Source organism: Synechococcus sp. PROS-U-1, assembly GCF_014279755.1.
In the GTDB taxonomy this organism is placed as follows: domain Bacteria; phylum Cyanobacteriota; class Cyanobacteriia; order PCC-6307; family Cyanobiaceae; genus Parasynechococcus.
In genome coordinates this window covers 464,193-488,262 of the sequence record NZ_CP047951.1, presented here as the reverse complement: position 1 = coordinate 488,262, position 24,070 = coordinate 464,193, and the positions used below count along the sequence as shown (strand labels likewise).

Annotated in this window: 26 protein-coding genes and 2 tRNA genes; 20 read left to right on the top strand and 8 right to left on the bottom strand. The window is 60.5% G+C overall.

Annotation, left to right across the window (positions count from 1 at the left end; genetic code table 11):
- Positions 1-50: 50 nt before the first annotated feature.
- Entirely contained in the window at positions 51-683 is a 633-nt protein-coding gene (locus SynPROSU1_RS02470) for a histidine phosphotransferase (protein ID WP_186571378.1), read from the top strand.
- Between the two features lie 9 nt (positions 684-692).
- On the opposite strand, the gene SynPROSU1_RS02465 is transcribed toward SynPROSU1_RS02470, so the two are convergent.
- On the bottom strand, positions 693-1,709 hold the full coding sequence (locus tag SynPROSU1_RS02465) for an aldo/keto reductase (protein ID WP_186571377.1): 1,017 nt from the start codon (positions 1,707-1,709) through the stop codon (positions 693-695).
- Between SynPROSU1_RS02465 and SynPROSU1_RS02460 the strand changes: the two genes are divergently transcribed.
- Together SynPROSU1_RS02460 and SynPROSU1_RS02455 are read left to right on the top strand one after the other, a co-directional pair.
- A complete protein-coding gene (locus SynPROSU1_RS02460) occupies positions 1,708-1,866 on the top strand; it encodes a hypothetical protein (RefSeq protein WP_186571376.1) in 159 nt (52 codons plus the stop codon). The two genes, SynPROSU1_RS02465 and SynPROSU1_RS02460, sit on opposite strands and share 2 nt — an antisense overlap.
- The gene (locus tag SynPROSU1_RS02455) at positions 1,866-2,339 is read left to right on the top strand and encodes a hypothetical protein (RefSeq protein WP_255444749.1); all 474 of its coding nucleotides are present in this window, start codon (positions 1,866-1,868) and stop codon (positions 2,337-2,339) included. Before SynPROSU1_RS02460 ends, SynPROSU1_RS02455 begins: the two co-directional genes overlap by 1 nt.
- 11 nt (positions 2,340-2,350) lie before the next feature.
- Here SynPROSU1_RS02455 and SynPROSU1_RS02450 read toward each other — a convergent pair.
- Positions 2,351-2,421 (bottom strand) — tRNA-Cys (locus tag SynPROSU1_RS02450).
- A 54-nt stretch (positions 2,422-2,475) separates the two neighbouring features.
- Here SynPROSU1_RS02450 and SynPROSU1_RS02445 point away from each other — a divergent pair.
- Both SynPROSU1_RS02445 and SynPROSU1_RS02440 read left to right on the top strand, forming a co-directional pair.
- Positions 2,476-3,696: a lipid-A-disaccharide synthase-related protein gene (locus tag SynPROSU1_RS02445; protein WP_186572187.1), complete on the top strand. Its 1,221-nt coding sequence runs from the start codon at positions 2,476-2,478 to the stop codon at positions 3,694-3,696.
- 19 nt (positions 3,697-3,715) lie between these two features.
- The gene (locus tag SynPROSU1_RS02440) at positions 3,716-3,973 is read left to right on the top strand and encodes a hypothetical protein (RefSeq protein ID WP_186572186.1); all 258 of its coding nucleotides are present in this window, start codon (positions 3,716-3,718) and stop codon (positions 3,971-3,973) included.
- Between the two features lie 3 nt (positions 3,974-3,976).
- On the opposite strand, the gene SynPROSU1_RS02435 is transcribed toward SynPROSU1_RS02440, so the two are convergent.
- Positions 3,977-4,621 (bottom strand): ribonuclease D, encoded by a 645-nt coding sequence (locus SynPROSU1_RS02435; RefSeq protein WP_186571375.1) that lies wholly within the window; start codon positions 4,619-4,621, stop codon positions 3,977-3,979.
- A gap of 115 nt (positions 4,622-4,736) precedes the next feature.
- Between SynPROSU1_RS02435 and SynPROSU1_RS02430 the strand changes: the two genes are divergently transcribed.
- From SynPROSU1_RS02430 to SynPROSU1_RS02420, 3 genes are read left to right on the top strand one after another with little or no spacing between them, the layout of a single operon-like run.
- Positions 4,737-5,120 (top strand): helix-turn-helix transcriptional regulator, encoded by a 384-nt coding sequence (locus SynPROSU1_RS02430; RefSeq protein ID WP_186571374.1) that lies wholly within the window; start codon positions 4,737-4,739, stop codon positions 5,118-5,120.
- 50 nt (positions 5,121-5,170) lie between these two features.
- A complete protein-coding gene (locus SynPROSU1_RS02425; protein WP_166017557.1) occupies positions 5,171-5,725 on the top strand; it encodes a cofactor assembly of complex C subunit B in 555 nt (184 codons plus the stop codon).
- A 3-nt stretch (positions 5,726-5,728) separates the two neighbouring features.
- Positions 5,729-6,580, top strand: a complete 852-nt coding sequence (locus SynPROSU1_RS02420; protein ID WP_186571373.1) for an N-acetylmuramoyl-L-alanine amidase — start codon at positions 5,729-5,731, stop codon at positions 6,578-6,580.
- On the opposite strand, the gene hemF is transcribed toward SynPROSU1_RS02420, so the two are convergent.
- The gene (gene hemF / locus SynPROSU1_RS02415) at positions 6,577-7,665 is read right to left on the bottom strand and encodes an oxygen-dependent coproporphyrinogen oxidase (RefSeq protein ID WP_186571372.1); all 1,089 of its coding nucleotides are present in this window, start codon (positions 7,663-7,665) and stop codon (positions 6,577-6,579) included. The genes SynPROSU1_RS02420 and hemF overlap by 4 nt on opposite strands.
- Positions 7,666-7,780: 115 nt before the next feature.
- On the opposite strand from hemF, the gene SynPROSU1_RS02410 reads away from it, so the two are divergent.
- From SynPROSU1_RS02410 to SynPROSU1_RS02375, 8 genes are all read left to right on the top strand, one after another.
- On the top strand, positions 7,781-8,857 hold the full coding sequence (locus tag SynPROSU1_RS02410) for an Mrp/NBP35 family ATP-binding protein (protein ID WP_186571371.1): 1,077 nt from the start codon (positions 7,781-7,783) through the stop codon (positions 8,855-8,857).
- Positions 8,858-8,859: 2 nt separating this feature from the next.
- Entirely contained in the window at positions 8,860-10,098 is a 1,239-nt protein-coding gene (gene rodA, locus SynPROSU1_RS02405) for a rod shape-determining protein RodA (RefSeq protein ID WP_186571370.1), read from the top strand.
- The gene (locus tag SynPROSU1_RS02400; RefSeq protein WP_186571369.1) at positions 10,095-11,444 is read left to right on the top strand and encodes a sensor histidine kinase KdpD; all 1,350 of its coding nucleotides are present in this window, start codon (positions 10,095-10,097) and stop codon (positions 11,442-11,444) included. The genes rodA and SynPROSU1_RS02400 overlap by 4 nt, the downstream gene beginning before the upstream one ends.
- A gap of 102 nt (positions 11,445-11,546) precedes the next feature.
- Positions 11,547-11,978, top strand: a complete 432-nt coding sequence (locus SynPROSU1_RS02395; RefSeq protein WP_186571368.1) for a photosystem I reaction center subunit II PsaD — start codon at positions 11,547-11,549, stop codon at positions 11,976-11,978.
- Between the two features lie 60 nt (positions 11,979-12,038).
- Positions 12,039-13,556 (top strand): anthranilate synthase component I family protein, encoded by a 1,518-nt coding sequence (locus tag SynPROSU1_RS02390; RefSeq protein ID WP_186571367.1) that lies wholly within the window; start codon positions 12,039-12,041, stop codon positions 13,554-13,556.
- On the top strand, positions 13,535-14,698 hold the full coding sequence (gene gshA / locus SynPROSU1_RS02385) for a glutamate--cysteine ligase (protein ID WP_370586239.1): 1,164 nt from the start codon (positions 13,535-13,537) through the stop codon (positions 14,696-14,698). The genes SynPROSU1_RS02390 and gshA overlap by 22 nt, the downstream gene beginning before the upstream one ends.
- Before the next feature lie 32 nt (positions 14,699-14,730).
- A complete protein-coding gene (gene ppc / locus SynPROSU1_RS02380; RefSeq protein WP_186571366.1) occupies positions 14,731-17,724 on the top strand; it encodes a phosphoenolpyruvate carboxylase in 2,994 nt (997 codons plus the stop codon).
- Between the two features lie 6 nt (positions 17,725-17,730).
- Positions 17,731-18,186: an N-acetyltransferase gene (locus SynPROSU1_RS02375; RefSeq protein WP_186571365.1), complete on the top strand. Its 456-nt coding sequence runs from the start codon at positions 17,731-17,733 to the stop codon at positions 18,184-18,186.
- Between the two features lie 17 nt (positions 18,187-18,203).
- Here the strand turns inward: SynPROSU1_RS02375 and SynPROSU1_RS02370 are convergent.
- A tRNA-Arg gene (locus SynPROSU1_RS02370) sits at positions 18,204-18,277 on the bottom strand.
- Between the two features lie 82 nt (positions 18,278-18,359).
- Here SynPROSU1_RS02370 and recF point away from each other — a divergent pair.
- A complete protein-coding gene (gene recF, locus SynPROSU1_RS02365) occupies positions 18,360-19,484 on the top strand; it encodes a DNA replication/repair protein RecF (protein ID WP_186572184.1) in 1,125 nt (374 codons plus the stop codon).
- Between the two features lie 22 nt (positions 19,485-19,506).
- Positions 19,507-19,974 carry an adenosylmethionine decarboxylase gene (speD, locus tag SynPROSU1_RS02360; protein WP_186571364.1) on the top strand — a complete coding sequence of 156 codons (468 nt, stop codon included), beginning with the start codon at positions 19,507-19,509 and terminating at the stop codon, positions 19,972-19,974.
- A 16-nt stretch (positions 19,975-19,990) separates the two neighbouring features.
- On the opposite strand, the gene larE is transcribed toward speD, so the two are convergent.
- Positions 19,991-20,818 (bottom strand): ATP-dependent sacrificial sulfur transferase LarE, encoded by an 828-nt coding sequence (larE, locus tag SynPROSU1_RS02355; RefSeq protein WP_186571363.1) that lies wholly within the window; start codon positions 20,816-20,818, stop codon positions 19,991-19,993.
- Positions 20,819-20,871: 53 nt separating this feature from the next.
- Between larE and SynPROSU1_RS02350 the strand changes: the two genes are divergently transcribed.
- Positions 20,872-22,020: a cob(I)yrinic acid a,c-diamide adenosyltransferase gene (locus SynPROSU1_RS02350; RefSeq protein ID WP_186571362.1), complete on the top strand. Its 1,149-nt coding sequence runs from the start codon at positions 20,872-20,874 to the stop codon at positions 22,018-22,020.
- Positions 22,021-22,035: 15 nt separating this feature from the next.
- On the opposite strand, the gene moeB is transcribed toward SynPROSU1_RS02350, so the two are convergent.
- Together moeB and SynPROSU1_RS02340 are read right to left on the bottom strand one after the other, a co-directional pair.
- Entirely contained in the window at positions 22,036-23,172 is a 1,137-nt protein-coding gene (gene moeB, locus SynPROSU1_RS02345; protein WP_186571361.1) for a molybdopterin-synthase adenylyltransferase MoeB, read from the bottom strand.
- A complete protein-coding gene (locus tag SynPROSU1_RS02340) occupies positions 23,144-23,671 on the bottom strand; it encodes a M67 family metallopeptidase (protein WP_186571360.1) in 528 nt (175 codons plus the stop codon). The genes moeB and SynPROSU1_RS02340 overlap by 29 nt, the downstream gene beginning before the upstream one ends.
- A gap of 10 nt (positions 23,672-23,681) precedes the next feature.
- Here SynPROSU1_RS02340 and SynPROSU1_RS02335 point away from each other — a divergent pair, with 10 nt between their 5' ends.
- A complete protein-coding gene (locus SynPROSU1_RS02335; RefSeq protein WP_186571359.1) occupies positions 23,682-24,068 on the top strand; it encodes a CAAD domain-containing protein in 387 nt (128 codons plus the stop codon).
- Positions 24,069-24,070: the final 2 nt, after the last annotated feature.

Genomic DNA, 24,070 nt, shown 5'->3' with positions numbered 1-24,070 from the left:
TAAGCACATCGGATTCTTTTCCGATAGCGACGTCAATACATCTTTTTTCAATGCCTTTTGATAAGCCCCAGCGCATCACGCGCCGTCGATCGTCTGCAGGCCCCGTTCCACCAAGGCGTCCTTTCACTCAAGGCCAGGACAGACAGCAGGGCTACAGGCAGGGGCCAAGGCCAACGTTTCTCACGCTCCGTGATCACGGCAAGGTCTTCGTGGCCGACATGCCCTATCTCTCGGATGGGCAATTAGCCCACATCAGTAAAGAAGCCGAGGAGGTTCTTGAGAGCCTCGAACGGCGGATTCAAGACATGGAGCAGGAGCTCAGTCACGGTCCTCAGGAACGCGACACCTTGATCAAGGCATCTACCAAACGAGAAGTCACCCGTCGCTTCATCCGCGCCATTCAGGACGAGCAAGAACACCGTCAGAACAATCCTGCGCTGAGGAGCGCTGCAAGCGAATCCCTGCCTCGCACCTTTCTGGAGGTCGCCCGGCATCGATTGCCCGGGGCCACCTTTGATTCCCTGCTGCAAGAAGCACTCACAGCCTGCGCAAAACAACAGGATGCCGCCCCTGCCCCCACCCCCCTTGAGCCCGCCCAGGACAAGGTCATTCCGATTCGCAACGACGGTGACAGCCTCCCGGTCGTGGTAAGCCCAGCGCCTGAATCCGTCTCGGAGGCCTGAACGCGTCGCTCAGCGACTCTGGAAGGGATTGGCGGGCATCCGCTCACAGCAAATACGACGGGCAGCATCCAGTCGCTGGCGCTCCTGCATCGACAGGGACCACTCCAGCGCAGCGGCGACATCCCTAGCTTGATCGGGTGTTCGAAGACCCGGAATCGGTGTTGTGCCAAGAGCTCTGCACCAATTCAAGGCGACTTGCACCATCGACGCCTCGTGCTCGATCGCGATCGAATGCATCACACCGCGAAGCTCACGACTCGCGGGAAGAAGTCGCCGGAACAGGCGGCGTCTCAACCAGGTGGCAGGGAGCATGTCCTCAGCCCCGGGCGGACACCCAAGGACTCCAAAGGCCAGAGGGCTATAGGCCAACACTTCCACATCCCGGTCCCTGCTGACGGCAATCAACTCGAGCAGCTGATCATCCTCAGGAGCCAGAAGCGAACACTGCACCTGAACACTGCGCAGGGGGACACCACGTTCCAGCAGACGGCTGTGGAGCAAAGCCAATCGCTGTGGGCCCAGGTTGGATAGCCCCAGCTCGTCGACCCGACCAGACAGCACGAGCTCCGCCAAGCCATGGAGAAGGCCCATCTCCTGCCACGGCGCATAGCGCGCTGTACTCCAGTGCAACTGCACCCGCTGGAGCTGCCCTTTGAGACGCTTTCGGCTGGCCTCGAAGGCGGCATCGAATCCTCGACGGCCCCATCTCCAGGGGAACGGTGCCAACTTTGTCGCGACCGTCAACTGGGATCGCCGCAGGGCTGGCAGCTCAGCAAGGAAGTCGCCGAGGAGCTCTTCACTGCGTCCATTCAGCCTCCCCGTTCCATAGGAATCCGCTGTATCGATCAAGTTGAGCCCAGAACTGAGAGCCTGTCGAAACGTGGCGTGAAGGCGAACGTCGTCCCGTTGGGCGTCGTACCCCCAAACCGCCTTGTTGCCCCAGGCCCAGGTGCCGAAACCGATGCCGTTCAACGGGGCGATGCTGCTGCCAGCCATGATCGCCTTCATCCCGTCCCGCTGCGTCATGACCGCATCCCCTGCACAGGAACCGGCGACATCGTCGAATCAGGCCGTAGAGGGCGCGAATCCAGACGAGGAACGCATCCTCTGCAACCACTGTCGAAGAACCGCCAGCAACGGCATTCGCTGCCTGGGCATGTGCGTCGCCGACAGCGATTACTGATGAACCGCCTTTGGATGGCAACACTGCTCATGGCCGTTCCGGCAATGGCCAATCCAACTCTGGTCTTTGGGCGCTTGGAGCACACACCTTCGAACTGCCGCATCGTTGTCGACGGTCGCCCCTTGGAGTGCAACCGCCTCCAAATCAGCGCGAGCGGAAGCAGCGGAGTGCGGCTTCGCTTCATCGGAGACGATGAGAATTCCGGCGTTAGTTATCAGTTGAACTTCGTCAGCCTTGATGGAGATCCGGGAAGTCCCCTCAACTGCAACAGCTCAGGCTGCCGCTTGAATCGGCGCAGCTGGAACGCGAGCCTGATCAGCACCGCTTGGGTCCGCTTCGATGCCCAAGGACTCCCCATGGGACTGCCGAATGCACGCACCGCAACCGGACGCTGTTGGATTGATGCCAGAACAATCAGCTGCGAGAGTCACTCTCGCAACATTCACGACGTGAGCGCGGAGGCTCAACTGTGACGAGGATTCAAAGGCGGCACCCAGATTCGAACTGGGGATAAAGGATTTGCAATCCTCTGCCTTACCACTTGGCCATGCCGCCGCTGGGGAACAGCCGCTCCCATCAGGGGATCGTATCAGCCATGCCCCTGGCTCTCTGCTGTTTCTCTGCAACGGCCACGGAGAAGACCTGATCACCCTGCGGATCATCCAGGCCGTCCATCGACGTGCTCCCCGACTTTCCCTATCCGTGCTTCCTCTGGTGGGAACGGGCCGTGTTTTTGATGCTGCGGTTCAGCAGGGATGGTTAACGCGCATGGGGCCAAAAGCGGCTCTACCAAGCGGTGGATTCAGCAACCAAAGCCTGCGGGGACTGGTGTCGGACCTCAGCGCTGGTCTTCCAACCTTGAGCTGGACCCAGTGGCGTCTGGTGCGCCGCCTGGGTCATAACCACCAACCCATCGTTGCCGTTGGCGATCTGCTGCCGCTGCTGATGGCCTGGAGCAGTGGTTCCCCTTTTGGTTTCATTGGCACTCCCAAGAGCGACTACACCTGGCGCAGCGGGCCCGGACGGGCAAGAAGCGACTGCTACCACCTGCTCAAAGGCAGTGAGTGGGATCCCTGGGAATGGAGCTTGATGCGCTCGCGGCGCTGTCGAGTTGTAGCCATGCGTGATTGCCTCACGGCCCGTGGCCTGCGCCGCAAAGGAGTTGATGCTCTGGCGCCGGGCAATCCGATGATGGATGGCCTACGGATTCATCCGTTGCCGTCGGCCCTAGAACGCTGCCGACGGGTGCTCCTGCTGTGCGGCAGTCGCATGCCGGAAGCCCAGCGCAACCTCCAGCGGTTGGTTCGCAGCGCCATGAGCCTGCCCGGCCTTGTTCCGATGGCACTGCTCGTCGCGGTAGGTGCCCAACCCGATGCATCAGCGCTGAGCAACAGTCTTGAACAACTGGGGTTTCGAAGGAGCCTTCCTCCTTCGGATCAACTCCGTGCCGAAGCGTGCTGGGTGAAAGGAGCCTGCCTCGTGCTGATCGGGCGTGGTTGTTTTGACCAATGGGCCGGCTGGGCAGAAGCCGGAATCGCAACTGCCGGAACAGCCACAGAACAACTGGTGGGTCTGGGCATCCCAGCCCTCTCCCTACCTGGTTCAGGGCCGCAGTTCAAGCAGGGCTTCGCCCGCCGCCAAAGTCGTCTCCTGGGGGGAGCTGTCCGTCCATGTTCTGGCGAAGCCGAGCTCACCGCACGGCTGGAACAACTGCTGGATGACCCTGAAAAACGAACAAGGTTGGGACGCATCGGTGTACAGCGGATGGGACCTGCAGGAGGAAGCGATCAGCTTGCACGCCTCATCTTGGATCGCTTCAACGGATACTGAAGATCCCCGGTTGGATGCGATGGCCGCGATTCAGGACCCCACCCTCGTCAAACTTTGCGCTCAGCTGGCGAGTCGACTGAGCATCAGCCTTGCCAGTGCCCGTCGCCAAGTTGAGCAAGCCGCGGCCCGTGAAGGTCATCGCGATGTGGCGGGGCGACGGGCGATGGCTGAATCCATGCTGGCCGCCCTCGACAACGACAAGGGTGATCACGCCCGTCAGCTGGACACGTTGCTGGAGCAGAGCGAGGGAGACGGCAATTTCATGCTTGAAGACTGAACCTCAGTGCTCAAAAATCTGGTGAAAACGCTGCCGATCCAGCTCAGCAACCACTGGAACGCATTGAAAGCAGCGCTGAGCCAGATCCCAGCGTCCTTCCCGTCGGAGCATTTGTTCCAGGCGCTCCCGAGCAGGCAAGAGATAGCGAACGTCGTTGGCGGCATAAGCCAGCTGAGCATCCGTGAGTTCCTCCACACGGCCCCAATCGCTGCTCTGGGCACCCTTGTCGAGCTCAACTCCGACCAATTCCATCACCAGATCCTTGAGGCCATGGCGAGGGGTGTAAGTCCGGCCGAGGCGACTGCCGACCTTGGTGCAGAACACAGGATCCACCGCAATGCCCAGGCCAGCGGCGAGAGCTGCCACATCAAACCGGGCAAAGTGAAACACCTTCTCCACCGTGGAGGCCTCAAACAGGCGCTTCAGATTGGGCGCCTCGGTCTGGCCCAAGCCAATGCGGACGCAGGCGACACGGTCTTCTGCGTCCGCAATTTGAACCAGACAAAGCCGGTCACGGCCATGGATCAGTCCCATCGCTTCGGTATCGACCGCAAGCCGCGGGCACTGCAAATAGCGCTCCGTCCAAGCTGCATCGAGATCGCGATCAAAGACGGCGAATTCCGCAGGGGACGAGGACTGCTCAGCCATGGCTTCAAGGATGGATAGGGCCAGTGTGGCCAACCGCCTCTACAGCAAGTCTCAAGACTCTCCTCTTGAATCTCGAAATGAGATCGCATTTGATTGGGGGAGTTATCCCTCGCCTGTGTTCTCCCGCAGAAAGCCATCGCGCACCTGCCTGGCAGACATCGAGCAGTACTTCCACCAGCCACCGCCACAATTTCTCGACCTGGAACTGGCTGTCTGCTGGATCCTTGAGTGCCTGCTCAAAGACGACAACTATCCCTCCGCGCTCCTGCAGAAATTGATCCAGGAAGAGCCACAACTGCGGCTCTCTGAAACCGTGCTGCAGCAGGCTCTGGATTTTCTCGAGCAACAGGGCTCAATTAGCAGCTACACCCAACGCTGCCCTAGTCGTGGACGACCAAGGCGCATGCTGCATCTTCAATCGGATGCCCGCAATGAAGCCGAGCGACTCATGACCCCCTGGCGCAGCTGGCTGGACGCACACCGATTCGCGTTGAACTAAGCGATTCAGCCTGCGAAAGGCTTAAAAAGGTTCATCACGATCGGGACCCCATGCCTGCAGGATTCCAATCCACTCTCCTGCTGACCGTTCTGCTGGCGATTGGTCTGGTGTTCTTCCTGCGGGCAGCAAGCAAAGACCGAACCACTGTTGTGGATGTGATGTCTCCCCAACCGCCCTTGACCGTTCTCGACGGGCTCAGCGCTTGGCTGGAGGCTCGCGGTTGGAGCCGAGATGGCGGAGATGCAGAGCGGCAGGTGCTCCGCTTTAAGGGGAAGGTGGCATCCAGCCAACCCCTGGCCGTCCTGCTGTCTCTACTGGCTGCCATCGGCTCCGCTTGCTTCGCCTTGGTTCTGCGTCAGCTGTCACCACAACTGCACTGGTGGCCGTTGCTGTTGATTGGTTTCGGACCTATGGCCGGAGCTCTTTACACACGGCGAGCCTCACGCACAGAAGCCTTAGAACTGCAGTTGCTACCTCCTCCAGAGGGAGAAGGCAGCGCCATTCGCTTGCGGGCCCATCGCGACGAATTGATCGCGATCGAACTGGAACTGGCCGAGACCCTTGAACTCGCCAGTGATGGATCCCTGCTCTCCTCCCCCATCTGAACCATGCGTCTGCCGGCCTGGATTCAACGGCGTCGCTTTGCCACAGGTCTTGCCATCACAGGGCTATCCCTGGTGACGCTCGCCATGACCAAGGCTGCTGAACAGCGCAATTGGCTGAGCGCACCAGGGTCGAAAGAGCAACCACCAGAGCAACTAGCGCCGGCACCGCCAGAGCCAAAACCCTGTCCCGCGCCCGCCACGCCAGACCCGCTGCTGGGCCCGCGCACGAAGGAATCCGGGAGCTGGGTCGGTAGCAGCCCTGTTCAAACCAACTTGCCGATCGTCGTCATGGCAGGACACGCCGACTCCCAGGGCACCGCCAGTCCCGGAACACCGGGTTATGCCGTGGATCAGCAAAACCGTCCGCCGATGCAGCCGGGCATTCGGGATGAGCTGTTCTGGAACCGCGAGGTTCAGGCCGCTGTTGTCAGCCAAGGCAAAGCCCGTGGCTTGAACATCCGGTCTTACACCCCTCCCTCAATCACCATCGCGAACGACAACGACCCTTCCACCAACTGGTCGAAAGCCAAAGTGTTTTCGGAACGCGGGGAATACGTGCTGGAGATCCATTTCGATGCCTACCGGCCCCATGGCTTCGGCTCAGGCCTGATTCCCGTGCTCACGAACGTGCGTGCACTCAATGTCGTCGATGAAAGCTTGGCCAAGGCCTTTGGACGATTCCCACGGAATTTTCGAGGAGGCCTTGGAGGTCCAAGGCGTGGCATCGGGATTCTTGAAATCGCCATGCTTGAACCCCCCCTCGAAACGAAGCTCAGAGATCCGAGCACAAGGGAGCAAACCGTGAACTGCCTGGCCGAGCGCGTGGTTAACGCACTCGTTCAGGGCGTCAGTTAGTTGATCGCTCCATGGGGGCGGCAACGGTCTTCGAGGGTGGAATCCCCAAGCCAATCCTGAGGCTTGGTGAACAGCTCGGTCAGCAGGGCCTCCCTTGATCCGGCCTCTGCGGTGTAGCCATACTCCCAGCGCACGAGCGGGGGCAGAGACATCAGGATCGACTCCGTACGCCCATTGGTCTGCAATCCGAAAATCGTGCCGCGATCCCAGACCAGGTTGAATTCCACGTACCTGCCACGGCGATAGAGCTGGAACTCTCTCTCGCGGTCGCCATAAGCCATCGGGTGACGCTTCTCAACGATGGGTGCATAGGAGGGAAGGAAGGCTCTGCCGTTGGCCTGGCCGAGCGAGAAAAGCTGCTCCCAGCTCAATGGCCTGGCCCCCAAACGTGCAGACACCTGGGCGGCTGGGCCCGCCGGGTCCTGTCCCTTGTAAAGCGTGCCGTTGGCGTCTTGATAGTCGTAAAAAATGCCGCCGACGCCGCGGGTCTCATCACGGTGCTTCAAAAAGAAGTACTCATCGCACCAGGGCTTGAAGACCTCGTGCAGATCCGGATGAACCGAATCACAGGCCGCCTGATGGGTGCGATGAAAATGGCGTGCATCTTCAAGGAAGGGGTAATAGGGGGTCAGGTCGGCGCCCCCTCCAAACCACCACACCGGGCCAGCTTCGAAGTAGCGGTAATTGAGGTGAACCGTTGGGATGTAGGGGTTGCGCGGATGCAGCACCATCGACGTTCCCGTGGCGAACCAGGGATGACCCTTCGCCTCCGGACGCTGCTTGAGGATGGATGGGGGCAGTTCTTCCCCTTGAACCTCTGAGAAATTCACGCCGCCTTGTTCAAAGACGCGGCCCTCACGCATCACCCGGGAGCGGCCACCACCCCCTTCAGGCCGCACCCAACTTTCCTCTGCAAAGCGGCCTTCACCATCGAGAGCTTCCAGACCAGCGCAGATCTCGTCTTGAAGCCCCATCACCATTGCCCGAGCCCGATCTCTGGAGTCGCTGGGAGGAAGCTCGAGGGTGGAGTTGCTGACACCCACGTCCTGGCGTCCGAGGACGCGGCGAATCAGGGAGCGGACCATGTGTCAGAGACTGAAGACATCGAAACCTAACCAAGTCACCCCAGGCCTGGACAAGCATCCGTGAGGGACTGTCACGGGCGACGCCCCTAGGATCCGGCTTGCCCTCATGAAACTGATGAACCCGGTCGAGCAGGCCACCCACGCCCTCCAGCAAGTCAAAGATGCCGGCAGTGGCAAATCGGCACTTGAGCTCGGCTGGATCGAACAAATCCGCATCAGCCCGCCGCGGGCCGTATTTCGCCTCAGCCTTCCCGGCTTCGCCCAAGGTCAGAGAGACCGAATCGTGACCGAAGCACGAGAAACTCTGCTGAGCATCGACGGCATCGACGACGTCCAGATCGAGATCGGCCAACCACCAAGCCAGGGGGGGATTGGCCAAGCAGGCCACGGACAGCCGGCTGAACGGCAGTCGATCCCAGGAGTTCGCCAGGTGATTGCTGTGAGCAGCGGCAAGGGAGGCGTCGGCAAGAGCACCGTGGCCGTCAATCTGGCCTGCGCACTCGCCCAAACCGGCCTGCGGGTTGGGCTCCTGGACGCCGATATCTACGGACCCAACGCACCCACCATGCTGGGTGTGGCTGATCAAACGCCTGAGGTGCAGGGAAGCGGAGATCAGCAGCGGATTGTCCCGATCGAAACTTGCGGAATCGCCATGGTGTCCATGGGTCTGCTGATCGATGATCACCAGCCCGTGATCTGGCGTGGCCCGATGCTGAACGGCATTATTCGTCAGTTTCTTTACCAGGCCGAGTGGGGCGAGCGCGACGTTCTTGTCGTCGACCTGCCGCCGGGCACCGGTGATGCGCAGTTGTCCCTGGCCCAGGCAGTTCCGATGGCAGGAGTTGTGATCGTGACCACACCGCAGCAGGTATCGCTGCAAGATGCGCGAAGGGGGCTGGCCATGTTCCGGCAGATGGGCATTCCCGTCCTCGGCGTGGTGGAGAACATGAGCGCTTTCATTCCTCCGGATCGTCCCGACTGCCGTTATGCCCTCTTCGGCAGTGGCGGCGGAGCCCAACTCGCCTCCGACTATGACGTTCCTCTTCTGGCCCAAATTCCGATGGAAATGCCTGTGCAGGAAGGTGGAGACACAGGACGGCCGATCGTGATCAATCGCAGCGAATCAGCCAGCGCTGCAGAGTTCAACGGGCTCGCAGATGCAGTGCTGAAGGCCGTCAGCCAGCCCGCCTGACGATGTTCAGCCGACGTGACCGCCGCAGATCGCACCGGGAGTGGGTGCTCTGGGGTGTTCCGATCGGGATGATCGCCATCGCCGGCGTGCTGATCGCCAGCACACAACGCCAGGCGGACTACGCCGACTGGTATCACCACTGGATCACCGCGGCCTTTGGGGTGCTGCTGGCGCTGGGACTAGAACGCTTGCCACTACAGCGGCTACGACCGCTGCTGGTTCCCGTCTATGCCCTAACCGTAATCAGTCTGGTGGCGGTACGGGTCATTGGAACCACGGCGCTGGGGGCCCAACGCTGGATCAGCATCGGCGGGGTTCATGTTCAGCCGTCGGAATTTGCCAAGATCGCCGCGATCCTGCTTGTAGCAGCAGTTTTATCGCGGCATCCCGTAGAACGACCGATCGATCTCATGCGCCCACTGGGGGTAATCGCCGTGCCTTGGCTCCTTGTGTTCATGCAGCCTGATCTGGGCACATCCCTTGTGTTCGGCGCTCTGATGCTCACGATGCTCTATTGGTCGGGAATGCCGATTGAGTGGGTAATTCTTTTGCTGTCACCGCTGGTGACTGCCCTTCTCTCAGGGCTTCTCCCCTGGGCCATGGGAATCTGGCTCCCACTGATGGTCGTTGTCGCCTACCGCTCCCTGCCCTGGAAGCGCCTGGCGGCAACAGCAACCTTGGCCATCCACAGCGCCATGGCTGCCGTGACGCCATGGCTTTGGATGCATGGCCTGAAGGACTACCAACGGGATCGTTTGGTGCTGTTCCTTGACCCCAGCAAGGATCCCCTCGGTGGGGGTTATCACCTCCTTCAGAGCACCGTGGGCATCGGTTCAGGCGGCGTCTTGGGGACAGGCCTGCTTCAAGGGCAACTGACCAAACTGCGGTTCATTCCCGAACAGCACACCGATTTCATCTTCAGCGCTCTAGGCGAGGAGACGGGGTTTGTTGGATGTCTCCTGGTGGTTCTTGGCTTTGCTGCCTTGATGGCGCGGTTGCTTCAAATCGCGCGCAATGCCCGCACCGACTTCGAATCCCTCGTGGTCATCGGGATCGGCACGATGCTGATGTTCCAGGTGGTGGTCAACATCTTTATGACCATCGGCCTTGGCCCCGTCACGGGGATCCCCTTGCCCTTCCTCAGTTATGGGCGCTCAGCAATGGTGGTTAATTTCATCGCGCTCGGCCTCTGCCTGTCCGTGGTTCGGCAGAGCCGTCGCTCCTTGGCACAACTCCGTTGACCGGGCCATCCTTCACCGACCTGCGGCAACTACTGGCGCAGGACGTGCCTCAGGGTCGCTGCGACGAGATCGGTGTCCGACGGCTTTGGTGGGCGGCTCTGGAGACCCTGCAACAGGACCTTCTGGAGCGCAGCATTGAACGCGGAATCTGGCTGGCTGCGCCCCTGCCGGCTCTCTACGAACCGGAGTTACTGAAACATCTGCAGGGATGGGTCTGGGCTCCAGATCAACTGGATCAACTCAGTACACATCCAACGGCACTGCCTGAGCGATCCAGCATCGATGAGCCAGGCACGCTGCGGGGATTCCAACGCTTGTCCCTGCGCCGCGACGACGGGGATGATCCTCTGCTGCTGGTGATCACGCCCGAGGTCCAGGTCGCCCTAGCACTGCACGGCCCCGCCCAGAAGCGCCAGTTGTTGATGCGTTGTGACCCAGCAACACTCAGCGATGTTCTGCTGCAGCTGGGGCGACGGCTGGAGCACCAGTCACCGGCGCAGGCCGATCGGCTGCGCACTGCACTCGAATCCATCGGCTCGCTACAAAGCGATGGGGCCTGGTCAGAACAGTTCTGGCCCCACCTCACAGAACGACTCACCGGGACAGCCCCGGGGCTGATGCTGCAACCCATTCAGGCCGAACGCCCACCAGAAGCCCCCAGCCATGGAGATCTGAATTTGCTGGAAGCCATCACCCATGAGGTGAGAACCCCTCTGGCAACGATCAGAACACTGATCCGGTCTCTGCTGCGGCGAAAGGATTTGCCGGAGGTCGTCGTGAATCGCTTGCGACAGATCGATGTCGAATGCAGCGAACAGATCGACCGATTTGGCCTGATCTTCCATGCAGCTGAGCTTCAACGAGAACCCAACGAAGCCAATTTGGCCCGCACGGATCTACAGGCCATGCTCACCGCCCTTGCCCCCAGCTGGATGGAGCAACTGGATCGTCGTGGGATCGCGCTGGAACTGGATCTCGCCGTTGACCTACCCGCCATCCTCAGCGATTCCCGACGGCTGGAACCGATGTTGGGAGGCCTGATCGACCGCAGCACCAGGGGATTACCCTCCGGCAGTCAGCTGACACTTCATCTCCAAGCAGCGGGAGCGCGGGTGAAGCTTCAACTCCAGGTCGAGCACCCCGACAGAACCGGAGCCACGGAGCCCGGCCCAGCCCCCCAGCAAGAGGAAGTGGGGACGGTCCTGAGCTGGGATCCGAGCACCGGGAGTTTGCAGTTGAGTCAGGATGCAACCCGCCAGATGATGGCCAGCCTGGGGGGCCGCTATCAGCCCAGACGCGATCGCGACATCACCGTTTTCTTCCCTGTGCACACCCCAGGCGACTGATTTGTTTGTTGACGGGTGTGAAGCTTGCTTTCGGAGAGCAAAAGTCCACCCGATGACGGTGCTACTTTCCAGTCGTAACGGCTCTTGTGGATTCCTTCAGCCATGGCAGCAACGGCGTTGAATGGTCAACTTCCTCAGCACATCGCCAGCACTGGCGGCCTTCTGAACTCAGCAGAGACTGAAGAGAAATACGCGATCACCTGGACCAGCAAGACAGAACAGGCTTTCGAGCTCCCCACCGGTGGAGCTGCCCTGATGAACTCAGGCGAAAACCTGATGTATTTCGCCCGCAAAGAACAGTGCCTCGCCCTCGGCACCCAACTGCGCACAAAATTCAAGCCCCGGATCGAGGACTACAAGATCTACCGGATCTATCCCGGTGGTGACACCGAGTTCCTGCATCCGAAGGATGGTGTTTTCCCCGAAAAGGTGAACGAAGGTCGTCCGATGGTCGGGCACAACCCCCGTCGCATCGGCGAAAACGTCAACCCTGCCAACATCAAGTTCAGCGGTCGCAACACTTTCGACGCCTGATCCATCAAGGACGAACTCCGCAGCCTGTGAGCTCCGGCTCTCGGCTGCGATGATCAGGTCATGTTCAGTCCCGATCGCGACGCCTTTCATCAGGCGGTTTGCAGTGGGGCCAACCTGATTCCTCTGGCTCAGAGTTGGCCCGCAGATCTTGAAACACCCCTCACCACCTGGATCAAGGTGGGAGATGGAAGGCCTCCAGGCGTGTTACTGGAGTCCGTCGAAGGTGGTGAAACCCTTGGGCGCTGGAGTGTGATCGCCTGCGATCCTCTGTGGACAGCGTCAACCCGCAATGATTGCCTAACGCGCACTTGGCGCGACGGTCGTGAAGAGACCTTTAACGGCAATCCATTCGAATCCCTTCGCGACTGCCTCGCTCCTTACTCCTGCGTCAACCTGCCGGGCCTCCCTCCGCTTGGACAGCTGTATGGGGTTTGGGGCTACGAACTGATCCAGTGGATCGAGCCCACCGTCGCTGTTCACCCTCGAGCTGCTGCGGATCCCCCGGATGGGATCTGGATGTTGATGGACGCGATCCTGATCTTTGATCAGGTGAAACGACAGATCACCGCCGTCGCCTTTGGTGATTTATCCGATGGAGCGGATGAAGAGCAGGCCTGGCAGACCGCCATCGGACGGATCGATGCCCTGCGCCAGCGGATGGATGCACCTCTCCCGGCTGTCAAACCACTGACCTGGGACGCCAGAAGCAAAGAACTTCCTTCTGTGCGCTCCAATCGCAGCCGCGATGAGTTCGAAGCCGCTGTCGACACTGCCAAAGAACACATCGCGGCAGGCGATGTCTTTCAACTGGTGATCAGTCAGCGCCTTGAAACCGACGTTCCTCAGTCGCCCCTGGAGCTGTATCGCAGTTTGCGGATGGTGAATCCATCCCCCTACATGGCGTTCTTCGACTTTGGAGACTGGCAACTGATCGGCTCAAGCCCAGAGGTGATGGTTCAAGCCGAGCCAGCCGCCGATGGCATCCATGCCAGCCTGCGGCCCATCGCGGGAACCCGGCCACGGGGAGCCACGCCGCTAGAGGATCGAGAGCTGGAAGCTGATCTGCTCGCCGACCCCAAAGAACGTGCTGAGCACGTCATGCTGGTTGATCTGGGACGCAATGACCTCGGCAGGGTCTGCCAACCCGGAAGCGTGGCAGTGCAAGACCTCATGGTGATCGAGCGCTACTCCCACGTCATGCACATCGTCAGCCAAGTTGAAGGGCGCCTGGCCCCGACGCACGATGTGTGGGATTTGCTGATGGCGGCCTTCCCAGCCGGCACCGTGAGCGGCGCACCGAAGATCCGTGCCATGCAACTCATCCATGCGCTTGAGCCCGATGCGCGCGGTCCCTATTCCGGGGTCTATGGATCCGTCGATCTGGCCGGGGCCCTGAACACGGCCATCACGATCCGAACCATGGTGGTGCAACCACGAGATGGTGGAGGATGCAAAGTCAAAGTGCAGGCCGGGGCTGGCATCGTTGCCGATTCGCAACCGACGGCTGAATTCGAGGAAACCCTGAACAAAGCACGGGGAATGCTGACAGCACTGGCATGCCTGAATCCGCGGGGATGACAGCACAACACCTTCTACTGAAAGGCTTCGAGGTCGAACTGTTCACCGGTCAGCCCAACGGAGCCAACGTCGGCGTTGCCCCCGACGTGGCCAGGGAACTGCCTGGCTTCGTGACAGAACCGGACTGTCGCAATCTCGAATACGTCACCGACCCGATCAGGGATTACGCCGCACTCCCCGAGGCACTGCTCGCTCCCCGGCGGACGTTACGGCGGTGGCTGCACGACCGGCAGCTCACGCTTCTGCCAGGCAGCACCCTGAGTTTGGGAGACAGCAGCCGGTTCGAACGCTCGGATCCCGGCAATGCCTATCACGCTCTCATCGAGCGGCTTTACGGCACCAGGGTCGTGACGGCAAGCATTCACATCAACCTCGGCATCACAGATCTGAACTGGTTGTTTGCCGCAGTACGGCTCGTGCGCTGCGAAGCGGCTCTCCTGCTCGCCATGAGCGCCAGTTCCCCCTTCCTGGATGGGCGCAGCACGAGCCACCACTCCCAGAGATGGCATCAATTCCCCCTGACGCCGCAAACGGTTCCCTTATTTCAGGATCACGACCACTACATCCAGTGGGTGGAGGAGCAATTGGCCACGGGGGCCATGCGCAACGAACGTCATCTATGGACATCCGTTCGTCCCAATGGTCCGCGACGCCCGTACGACCTCAACCGGCTGGAATTACGCATCTGCGATCTCATCACCAATCCCCATGAGCTGCTGGCGATCACCTGCCTGTTAGAGCTGCGGTTGCTGGCCCTCAGAGAGAGCATGGATCGCCTCGATCCCCTTTGCAGCAGCGCACTATCCGCAAATGACCTGGCCCAGCTGGCTGATAGCAATGATGCAGCCGTCGCTCAATCGAGCCTGAACGCTGAACTCAGGCATTGGCGGGATGGCCATGCAATCACATGCAGGGACTGGCTTCAGGAGCTGCTTGATGAGCTCGCTCCCCTCGCCGAATCCCTCCAGCTCAGCGCTTATCTGAAGCCGTTGGATGCACTGCTGACCCACGGCAATCAAGCCATGCGCTGGGAAGCAGCTCATGCCCAGGGCCAATCCATCGATGACTTGCTTCAGGAGGGAATCCAGCGGATGCAGGAGGAAGAACAACAGATCAGCAACGGGGAGCCCTGTTTGGGATGATCATGTTGAGTCCGTCGCAGCGTGGAGACTTCATGCCCGAGTCCACCACCCATGTCTCCGACAACGAGACAACACGCTTGAACGGTGGTGCATCCGGGGCCGGGCAGCTTCTTCAGCACCGTCTGGATCTGATTGAAGACCTCTGGAAGACGGTGCTGCGCAGTGAGTGCCCGCCCGAGCAGAGCGAACGTCTGCTGCGACTCAAACAACTCAGTGACCCTGTCTCCTTAGAAGGACGAGATGGCGACAGCACAAGCGAGGCGATCGTCGAGCTGATCCGAGCCATGGATCTTTCAGAAGCCATCTCGGCGGCGCGCGCCTTTTCGCTCTATTTCCAGCTCATCAACATCCTTGAGCAACGGATCGAGGAAGACAGCTATCTCGATAGCCTGCGGCCCAATCTCAGTGCTGAATCGGCTCAACGGGACGCCTTTGATCCCTTTGCGCCCCCTCTCGCCAATCAGACTGATCCAGCCACCTTTGGAGAAGTCTTCGAGCGGCTGCGTCGGATGAACGTCCCCCCCGCACAGGTGGAGCACCTGCTGCGGGAGCTGGATATCCGTCTGGTGTTCACCGCCCATCCCACGGAGATCGTTCGGCACACAGTGCGTCACAAGCAGCGACGTGTGGCCAATTTGCTCCAGCAACTTCAATCAGACACCCCTCTCGCACATCAGCTGCGCGAGGACTGTCGCGACCAACTGGAAGAGGAAATCCGACTGTGGTGGCGGACCGATGAACTCCACCAGTTCAAACCCACCGTGATCGATGAGGTGGATTCGACCCTGCACTACTTCCAGCAGGTGTTGTTTGACGCGATGCCGAAACTGCGTAAGAGGCTGATCACTGCTTTGCATCGGCACTATCCCGATGTCCAGGTTCCACAGGCATCCTTCTGCACGTTTGGCTCCTGGGTGGGTTCCGATCGGGACGGCAATCCCTCGGTGACACCCGACATCACCTGGCGAACAGCCTGTTACCAGCGTCAGCTGATGCTGGAGCTGTACATCCACTCCGTCCAGTCGCTCCGGCAGCAGCTGAGCATTTCCATGCAGTGGAGCCAGGTGGCACCATCACTGCTGGAGTCGCTGGAGATGGATCGGCTCCGGTTCCCAGAGATCTACGAGCGCAGAGCAGCTCGATACCGACTGGAGCCCTACCGGCTGAAGCTCTGCTACGTGCTCGAAAAGCTTGAGCGGACGCTCGCCCGCAACAATCAGCTGTCGGAGGCGGGCTGGCAGATGCCCTGTGAAGCCCTGGCCGATCCCCAGGACGGACTCGGCGGAGCCGATGTTCTCCACTACACCTCGGTGGATCAGTTCCGCAGTGACCTGGAGTTGGTCCGCAACAGCCTCGTCAGCACCGAATTGAGCTGCGAACAGCTCGACACGCTGCTGCACCAGGTGCACATCTTTGGGTTCTCTCTGGCCAGCCTTGATATCCGTCAGGAGAGCACCCGCCACAGCGATGCGATCGATGAACTCACCCGCAACCTGGAACTGCCCCAGCCCTACGGGGACATGGACGAAACGCAGCGGATGGAATGGCTCCTCCAGGAACTGCAGACCCGCAGGCCCCTGATTCCGCCAGCCGCCAGTTGGTCGGAGCCGACAGCAGAGACGTTGGCGGTGTTCCGAATGCTGCAGCGCCTCCAGGAAGAATTCGGCCAGCGGATCTGCAACTCCTATGTGATTTCGATGAGCCACACGGCATCGGATCTCTTGGAGGTTCTGCTGCTGGCGAAAGAGGCGGGCCTGGTGGACCCGCCGAACAAACGGGCCTCCCTACTGGTGGTGCCACTGTTCGAAACCGTGGAGGATCTCCAACGGGCCCCTGCGGTGATGGAGGGGTTGTTTAAAACGCCGCTCTACCGCGAACTCCTACCGGTTGCAGGCCAACAGAAACAGCCGCTGCAGGAGCTCATGCTGGGCTACTCAGACAGCAACAAGGATTCCGGCTTTCTCTCCAGCAACTGGGAGATTCACCAGGCTCAGATCGCACTTCAGGAACTCGCCAGCCGCCAGGATGTGGCGCTTCGCCTCTTCCACGGCCGCGGTGGGTCGGTCAGTCGAGGCGGAGGGCCGGCTTACCAGGCGATCCTGGCCCAACCCAGCGGCACGCTGCAGGGCCGGATCAAAATCACCGAACAGGGTGAAGTACTGAACTCCAAGTACAGCCTGCCCGAGTTGGCGCTGTACAACCTGGAAACCGTCACCACGGCCGTGGTTCAGAACAGCCTGGTCACCAACCAGCTGGATGCGACGCCAAGCTGGAATCAGCTGATGAGTCGCCTCGCCACCCGTTCAAGGGAGCATTACCGAGCGTTGGTTCACGACAATCCCGATCTGGTGGCGTTCTTCCAGCAAGTCACTCCGATCGAGGAAATCAGCAAACTGCAGATCTCCAGCAGACCGGCCCGACGCAAAACAGGCGCCAAGGACCTGTCCAGTCTGCGGGCGATTCCCTGGGTCTTCGGTTGGACCCAGAGCCGATTTCTTCTACCGAGCTGGTTTGGCTTCGGCACAGCTCTTTCCGAAGAAGTGGGCAGCGACTCCGAACAACTCGATCTGCTGCGCCGCCTCCATCAACGCTGGCCATTCTTCCGGATGCTCATTTCAAAAGTAGAAATGACTCTCTCCAAGGTGGATCTCGACCTGGCTCATCACTACATGAACAGCCTGGGGCACCCCGAACAGCGGGAGGCCTTTGAAGCGATCTTCCAGGTGATCGCCAAGGAATACGAACTCACCCGCAAGCTGGTTCTGGAAATCACAGGACAAAACCGACTGCTTGGAGCTGATCAAGGTCTCCAGTTGTCCGTTGACCTACGCAATCGCACCATCGTCCCCTTGGGCTTTCTCCAGGTTGCGCTGCTGAAGCGACTGCGTGATCAGAACCGGCAACCGCCCATGAGCGAAACACCGGGTGCACCCGAAGACACACGCACCTATAGCCGTAGTGAACTGCTTCGGGGTGCGCTACTCACCCTCAACGGCATCGCAGCCGGAATGCGAAACACCGGTTGACCCACTGTGCTGTCGTTTCTTCAACAACCCTCGATTCCACCCTTGCCCCAGGGCACACGACTGGAGACATCGATTCCTCCAACGTCCAAGCAGCTCAACACCCTGCTGATGTCCTGCGGGGAGTCAACCCACCCGGAAGAACGCTGGGAGCTCGCCCTTCAGCGAAGTTTGTGGCAGATCAGCATCCTGGATGAGGCGAATGGGGAACTGATCGGGTTTGTGCGCGCCACCAGTGACCTAGCCCTCAACGCCAATCTTTGGAATTTGGCAGCGAAACCGGGGCCGAACCAAGCAGCCCTCTTCGCTGTTCTGGTGCATCGTGCTCTGCAAATCCTGCGGAGGGATCTACCGGGCTGCAGCCTTTCCATTTCGGCACCCGCGGAGGCACTGCAGGCCCTCAAAGAGCAAGGTTTTCTGATTGATCCCAATGGCATCCGAGCCATGGGGCTCCGCCTGAGCTGAGACATTGAGATCAAACACGAGCATGGAGGGACTCGAACCCCCGACCCTCAGAACCGGAATCTGATGCTCTATCCAACTGAGCTACATGCCCACTGATCAGCGTTAAGCCGCAGTGATATCGAGCGGCAACCGCCCCGATACAAGTACCTTACTCACTGGTCGCCCCAGCACCCATCCGGCTCCACAGGCTCCAACTGCAGGGCTTCCGGAACCACACCGTTCTGCAGTTGGACCTGACGCAGCCGCGCTTGCTGGTGATCGGACCCAATGGCATTGGCAAGTCCAACCTGCTGGAGGCGGTTGAATTGCTGGGGAGTCTCCGATCCCATCGCTGCAGCAATGATCGGGATCTGATCCAGTGGGAGGCACCCCAGGCGCTGATCCGGGCCGAGGTGGGAGATGGTGATCGCCTCGAACTGGAACTACGCCGCCAGGGAGGGCGTCAAGCCAGGCGGAACGGAAAGCTGCTGGATCGCCAGCTGGACCTGATCGGTCCGCTGCGTTGCATCGGATTCAGTGCCCTGGATCTTGATTTGGTGCGCGGCGAGCCCGCGCTGCGCCGCCAGTGGCTTGACCGTGTCGTGCTGCAGCTCGAACCGGTGTATGCCGATCTGATGGCACGACTGAACCGGTTGTTGCGACAGCGCAGCCAGCTCTGGCGCCAGAGACAGCAATCCAGAGCAGAACGCCATGCCCTCCTCGACGCTTTTGACGTCCAGATGGCGCTGGTGAGCACCAGAATTCACCGTCGGCGCCAACGGGCCCTGCAACGGCTGGAACCGATCGCTATGCGTTGGCAGACCCACCTGAGCGGGGGAACCGAAACTCTGGAATTGCAATACAAACCGGGCAGTCGACTCGACGGAGAAGATGCCGAAGAACCATGGCGACTCGCGATCGAAGAGCAACTGCGCGAGCAACGGGAGGAGGAAGAACGGCTCGGCAGCTGCCGCGTAGGCCCGCACCGGGATGAGATCGCACTGCTGCTGGGGGGCAGCCCGGCACGACGGTTTGGTTCAGCGGGCCAGCAGCGGTCGTTGGTGCTGGGCCTGAAGCTTGCGGAACTGGAGCTGGTGACCCAGCTGTGCGGAGAGCCACCACTGCTGCTTCTCGATGATGTGCTCGCCGAATTGGATCCAACCCGGCAGCAGCTCCTGCTCGAAGCGGTAGGCGAATCGCATCAATGCCTGGTGAGCGCCACCCACCTCGAAGGATTTGGCGGCGGGTGGCAGCAGCAGGCCCAAATTCTCGGAGCAAGAGAACTGAGACCCGACCTACAGATCGGATATGGTGGCTGACTTGTTTTTCTCTCACTGCCTGATGGAGCAGACCCTCTCTGAACTGCATCCCAACCCGGGATGGGGGGCAACTGAGATTCATGCCACCGACATGGTCGGCAAACACTGCATTCTCGAGCTCTACGACTGCGATCCGAGCCGGCTCGACGACGAAGCATTCATCCGCACAACGATCACCTCAGCAGCCAAAGGCGCTGGTGCAACGCTGCTGAACCTGATCACCCATCAATTTCATCCCCAGGGCGTCACGGGCCTGGCCTTGCTGGCGGAATCCCACATTTCCATCCACACCTGGCCGGAATCCGGCTACGCAGCCGTTGATGTTTTCACCTGTGGTGACCACACCATGCCGGAACAGGCCTGCGCGATTCTCTGCAGTGAACTTCAAGCGAAACGCCACGCGCTGAAAAGCTTTCTACGGGAAACGCCTGCAGCTATTGCCAGTGGGGTGAGAGAACCAGTGGAAACACCGACCCAGCTCCCCACCTGAACAGGCCGGCAAGAGTTCAGCGGCGGTTCAACTTGCCGCTGACGAGACCTTCAAGATCCAGGTTGACGGAGGTGAATCCAAGCTTGCGAAAGGCCTCCACCAGCGCATCGGTTTCCGCAAGCGTGAGCACATCACGGATCTGTTCACTGGGCACCTCAATGCGCGCCGCAAGACCATGGGATCGCACACGAACTGTGCTGAAGCCCCTGGCGATCAACCAGGCTTCCGCCTGGCCCACCCGCTGCAACCGCTCGGCGCTGATGCTTTCGCCGTAGGGGAAGCGAGAGGCCAAGCAGGGCTGAGCTGGTTTGTCCCACCAGGGGAAACCAAGGGCCCGCGACAGCAGACGGATCGCTGCTTTGTCGATCGACAATTCAGCCAGAGGGGAACGAACCCCAGCCTGTCGGGCCGCCTCGATGCCGGGGCGATGATCACCCAGGTCATCGAGATTGACCCCATCAATCACCAACGCATCGCCCGCCGCCGCGGCAATGGGCTGGAGATGGTGATGCAATTCGCGCTTGCAGGCAAAGCATCGATCGACGGGGTTACTGCTGTAATCGGGGTCGCTCAACTCTCCCGTTGGACACTCCCGATGCGGAATGCCGATCCAGGCGGCCTGGTCACGCGCCTCCCGCAACAGATGGGGAGCTAGAGCCGGAGATACGCCAGTCACCGCCAGGGCTGCACTGCCCTTGGATTCATAGGCGATTGCAGCCACCAGAGTGCTGTCGACCCCACCGGAATAGGCCACACACAGTGCGGACTGCGCATCCATCCATTGCCGCAATTCAGCCAGCTGCTGCTGCTCACGATCGGCCAAAGGCTCCTGCAACCGAAACATCAGCGGGGAAAACCAGTTGATCTCTGTAGGCTCCAACGGTAAGAGCCGCCCCCATGCCTCAAAGCATCGGCATCGTCACCGCCGCCGACAGTCGCGAGCGCAGCCATGGCCAGCTGCACATCTATGACGGCGAGGGCAAGGGCAAAAGCCAAGCCGCCCTTGGGGTTGTGCTTCGCACCATCGGACTGGGCATCTGCGAGCAGAGGCAGACCCGTGTGCTGCTGCTGCGCTTCCTCAAGGGCCCAGGCCGTGCCTACGACGAGGATGCAGCCATCGAGGCTTTGCAGCAGGGCTTTCCACATCTGATCGACCACCTTCGCACCGGAAGGGCAGACCACTTCACGGCGGAGGAAGCCACCCGCTTTGACCGAGAGGAAGCACAGCGCGGGTGGGTGATCGCCAAAGGCGCGATCGCCAGTGCCCTCTACTCAGTGGTGGTGCTGGACGAACTCAATCCAGTGCTGGACCTCGGCCTGCTGGATCTTGAGGATGTGGTCCGCACCCTCAGCAACCGTCCGGAGGGGATGGAAATCATCGTCACCGGTCGGGCCGCACCTGCCCCATTGGTGCGTGAAGCCGACCTCCACTCCGAGATGCGGGCCCATCGTCGTCCGGGCATGAACGACAACCGGGTGGTGCCTCTCAATGCGAGCAGCGGCATCGAGATTTATACCGGGGAAGGCAAAGGCAAATCGACCAGTGCACTCGGGAAGGGTCTCCAGGCCATCGGTCGAGGGATCAGCCAGGACAAGAGCCATCGTGTTCTGATCCTGCAGTGGCTGAAAGGCGGCAGCGGCTACACCGAAGACGCGGCGATCGCCGCGCTTCGCGAGAGTTATCCCCACCTGGTGGACCACCTCCGCTCCGGCCGCGATGCCATCGTCTGGCGGGGCCAGCAGGAGCCGATTGACTACGTGGAGGCCGAACGGGCCTGGGAGATCGCACGGGCCGCCATCTCCAGCGGCCTCTACAAGACCGTGATCCTCGATGAGTTGAACCCCACGGTGGACCTGGAGCTGCTGCCCGTCGAACCGATCCTGCAGACCCTGCTGCGCAAACCGGCGGAAACCGAAGTGATCATCACCGGTCGCTGCAAAAACCCTCCGGCCTATTTCGATCTGGCCAGCATCCATTCAGAGATGGTGTGCCACAAGCACTACGCCGAACAGGGCGTCGACCTGAAGAGAGGGGTGGATTACTAAACCAGGACCGGGGGTTCAGTAGCGGGGAATTGCAGGATCCACCTGCTGCGACCAGGCATCAATTCCACCGGTCACATTCGTGGCCGCGATGCCCTGCTGACCCAACAGCTCAACGGCACGCGCAGAGCGCCCCCCAAGCTTGCAGTGCACCAAAAGGCGCCGTCCCTCCGCCAAACCACGAACGCGATCGATCGCCTCTCCACTCTCCAGCGAGGCCAACGGAACCAAATGGCTTCCTTCAATCGAAGCCACCTCGACTTCAGCGGGATTGCGCACATCAACAAGCGCAATCTCGTCTGGAGCGGAGTCGAGCAGGGCCTTCAGCTCCGTGACAGTGATGGCTTCCATCTTCGATGACGCCGGACGGCAGAACTGGCGGTAGTCAATCAGGCTCTCAACCTTCGGTCGGTCTGGATCAACGCGGAGGGTGAGTTCGCGAAATCGCATGGCCAGGGCATCCACCACCAGCAGCCGACCATCAAGGCACTCGCCAATGCCGGTGATCAACTTGATCGCTTCCGTGGCCTGAAGCAGACCGATCAGCCCCGGCATCACACCCATCACGCCAGCCTCCGAGCAAGACGGAACTGCGTCCGGAGGAGGAGGTGTCGGGAGCAGATCGCGGTAGTTGGGGCTGGTCATCGTGCGGTTGAACACGCTGACCTGGCCGTCAAAGCGCTGCACGGAGCCATAGACGAGGGGCTTGCCGAGCAACACACAGGCGTCGTTGATCAGATACCGGCTGGGGAAGTTATCGGTGCCGTCACACACCAGGTCGTAATCACCGATGAGATCCAAGGCGTTGTCCACATCAAGCATGTGTTCGTGCACATCGACCTGGCAGTGGGGGTTGAGCTCATGGATTCGAGTTGCTGCCGAACGAGCCTTGGAACGACCAACCCCACTTGTGCTGTGGATCACCTGACGCTGAAGATTGGAGAGCTCCACCACATCACCATCCACGATTCCGATGTGGCCAACGCCTGCCGCAGCCAGATAAAGCAGCAGAGGAGATCCCAACCCCCCGCTGCCAACACACAGCACAGACGAAGATTTCAGCCGGAGCTGGCCTGCCGAGCCAACCTCGGGAAGGATCAGATGGCGGGCATAGCGACCCCGCTCATCAGCACTCAGCATCGATTGGTCCTGCATGGTTGTGAGTGTCCCAAAGCTGGATGGGAATTTCATCCACGGTGCGGTCGCCATGCAGCCACCAGGCCCGCAACCCAACAGAAGCCGAAAGAATCAGCATCAGACCTTCAGTCTCTCCCCAAAGCCGATCGTGATGCGATGGCACTGCGGGGGAAGCCGGATGGGAGTGGGCCACGCCAAGACAACGTTGATGACGTGCACGAGCCCAACGCTGCGCTGCAAGCTGTTCTCTGGGGTCCACCAGAAATCTGCGGCGGCGGCCGATGACGGGCTGCGGCTCTGATCCTCCTCGCCCCCAGACATTGCAACAGGGCCAGGCCGTTTGAAGTCTCAAGAGCCCTGGCGAGACCCGTTCGCCAAGCAGCAATGCACAACCCTCCTCGGGGTGAGGTGCCAGGAGCGTGGAGCACAGATCCGTGTGGCATCGGTAATCAATTTGCAGCACGGATGGCGTATATCGCGTCTCACCGATACCCTCAGCTGAAATAGCGAATGACATGGTCGTTTCCATGAGTGACGCCCCCACTGAAGTCAAGGATGCCGACACAACTGTGACGACACCCATCGACGCTCCTGCTCAGGAAGACACGACCTCCTTTGCTGAGCGCTATAGCGACGTTCTGGGCAAGGTGAACGACACCCTTGACCAGGTCGACTGGAGTCAGATGGGACGCATCGGCAAGATCGTTGGCATCTTTGCCGCCGTCATCATTGCCCAGATTCTGATCAAGGGCATCCTGGACACGATCAATCTCCTACCGATCGTTCCGGGGCTACTTGAACTGCTCGGCGTGGTTGTGGTCGGCCAATGGAGCTGGCAGAACCTGACCACCAGCGACAAGCGCAACGCCCTCGTTCAGCGTGTTCAAACACTCCGACAGGAGTACCTGGGCTGATC

Coding starts and splice junctions, on each gene's coding strand:
- SynPROSU1_RS02470 (WP_186571378.1), top strand. CDS start 51: ATGCCTTTTGATAAGCCCCAGCGCATCACGCGCCGTCGATCGTCTGCA.
- SynPROSU1_RS02460 (WP_186571376.1), top strand. CDS start 1,708: ATGACCGCATCCCCTGCACAGGAACCGGCGACATCGTCGAATCAGGCC.
- SynPROSU1_RS02465 (WP_186571377.1), bottom strand. CDS start 1,709: ATGACGCAGCGGGACGGGATGAAGGCGATCATGGCTGGCAGCAGCATC.
- SynPROSU1_RS02455 (WP_255444749.1), top strand. CDS start 1,866: ATGAACCGCCTTTGGATGGCAACACTGCTCATGGCCGTTCCGGCAATG.
- SynPROSU1_RS02440 (WP_186572186.1), top strand. CDS start 3,716: ATGGCCGCGATTCAGGACCCCACCCTCGTCAAACTTTGCGCTCAGCTG.
- SynPROSU1_RS02435 (WP_186571375.1), bottom strand. CDS start 4,621: ATGGCTGAGCAGTCCTCGTCCCCTGCGGAATTCGCCGTCTTTGATCGC.
- SynPROSU1_RS02425 (WP_166017557.1), top strand. CDS start 5,171: ATGCCTGCAGGATTCCAATCCACTCTCCTGCTGACCGTTCTGCTGGCG.
- SynPROSU1_RS02420 (WP_186571373.1), top strand. CDS start 5,729: ATGCGTCTGCCGGCCTGGATTCAACGGCGTCGCTTTGCCACAGGTCTT.
- hemF (WP_186571372.1), bottom strand. CDS start 7,665: ATGGTCCGCTCCCTGATTCGCCGCGTCCTCGGACGCCAGGACGTGGGT.
- SynPROSU1_RS02410 (WP_186571371.1), top strand. CDS start 7,781: ATGAACCCGGTCGAGCAGGCCACCCACGCCCTCCAGCAAGTCAAAGAT.
- rodA (WP_186571370.1), top strand. CDS start 8,860: ATGTTCAGCCGACGTGACCGCCGCAGATCGCACCGGGAGTGGGTGCTC.
- SynPROSU1_RS02395 (WP_186571368.1), top strand. CDS start 11,547: ATGGCAGCAACGGCGTTGAATGGTCAACTTCCTCAGCACATCGCCAGC.
- SynPROSU1_RS02390 (WP_186571367.1), top strand. CDS start 12,039: ATGTTCAGTCCCGATCGCGACGCCTTTCATCAGGCGGTTTGCAGTGGG.
- gshA (WP_370586239.1), top strand. CDS start 13,535: ATGCCTGAATCCGCGGGGATGACAGCACAACACCTTCTACTGAAAGGC.
- ppc (WP_186571366.1), top strand. CDS start 14,731: ATGCCCGAGTCCACCACCCATGTCTCCGACAACGAGACAACACGCTTG.
- speD (WP_186571364.1), top strand. CDS start 19,507: ATGGAGCAGACCCTCTCTGAACTGCATCCCAACCCGGGATGGGGGGCA.
- larE (WP_186571363.1), bottom strand. CDS start 20,818: ATGTTTCGGTTGCAGGAGCCTTTGGCCGATCGTGAGCAGCAGCAGCTG.
- SynPROSU1_RS02350 (WP_186571362.1), top strand. CDS start 20,872: ATGCCTCAAAGCATCGGCATCGTCACCGCCGCCGACAGTCGCGAGCGC.
- moeB (WP_186571361.1), bottom strand. CDS start 23,172: ATGCAGGACCAATCGATGCTGAGTGCTGATGAGCGGGGTCGCTATGCC.
- SynPROSU1_RS02340 (WP_186571360.1), bottom strand. CDS start 23,671: ATGTCATTCGCTATTTCAGCTGAGGGTATCGGTGAGACGCGATATACG.
- SynPROSU1_RS02335 (WP_186571359.1), top strand. CDS start 23,682: ATGAGTGACGCCCCCACTGAAGTCAAGGATGCCGACACAACTGTGACG.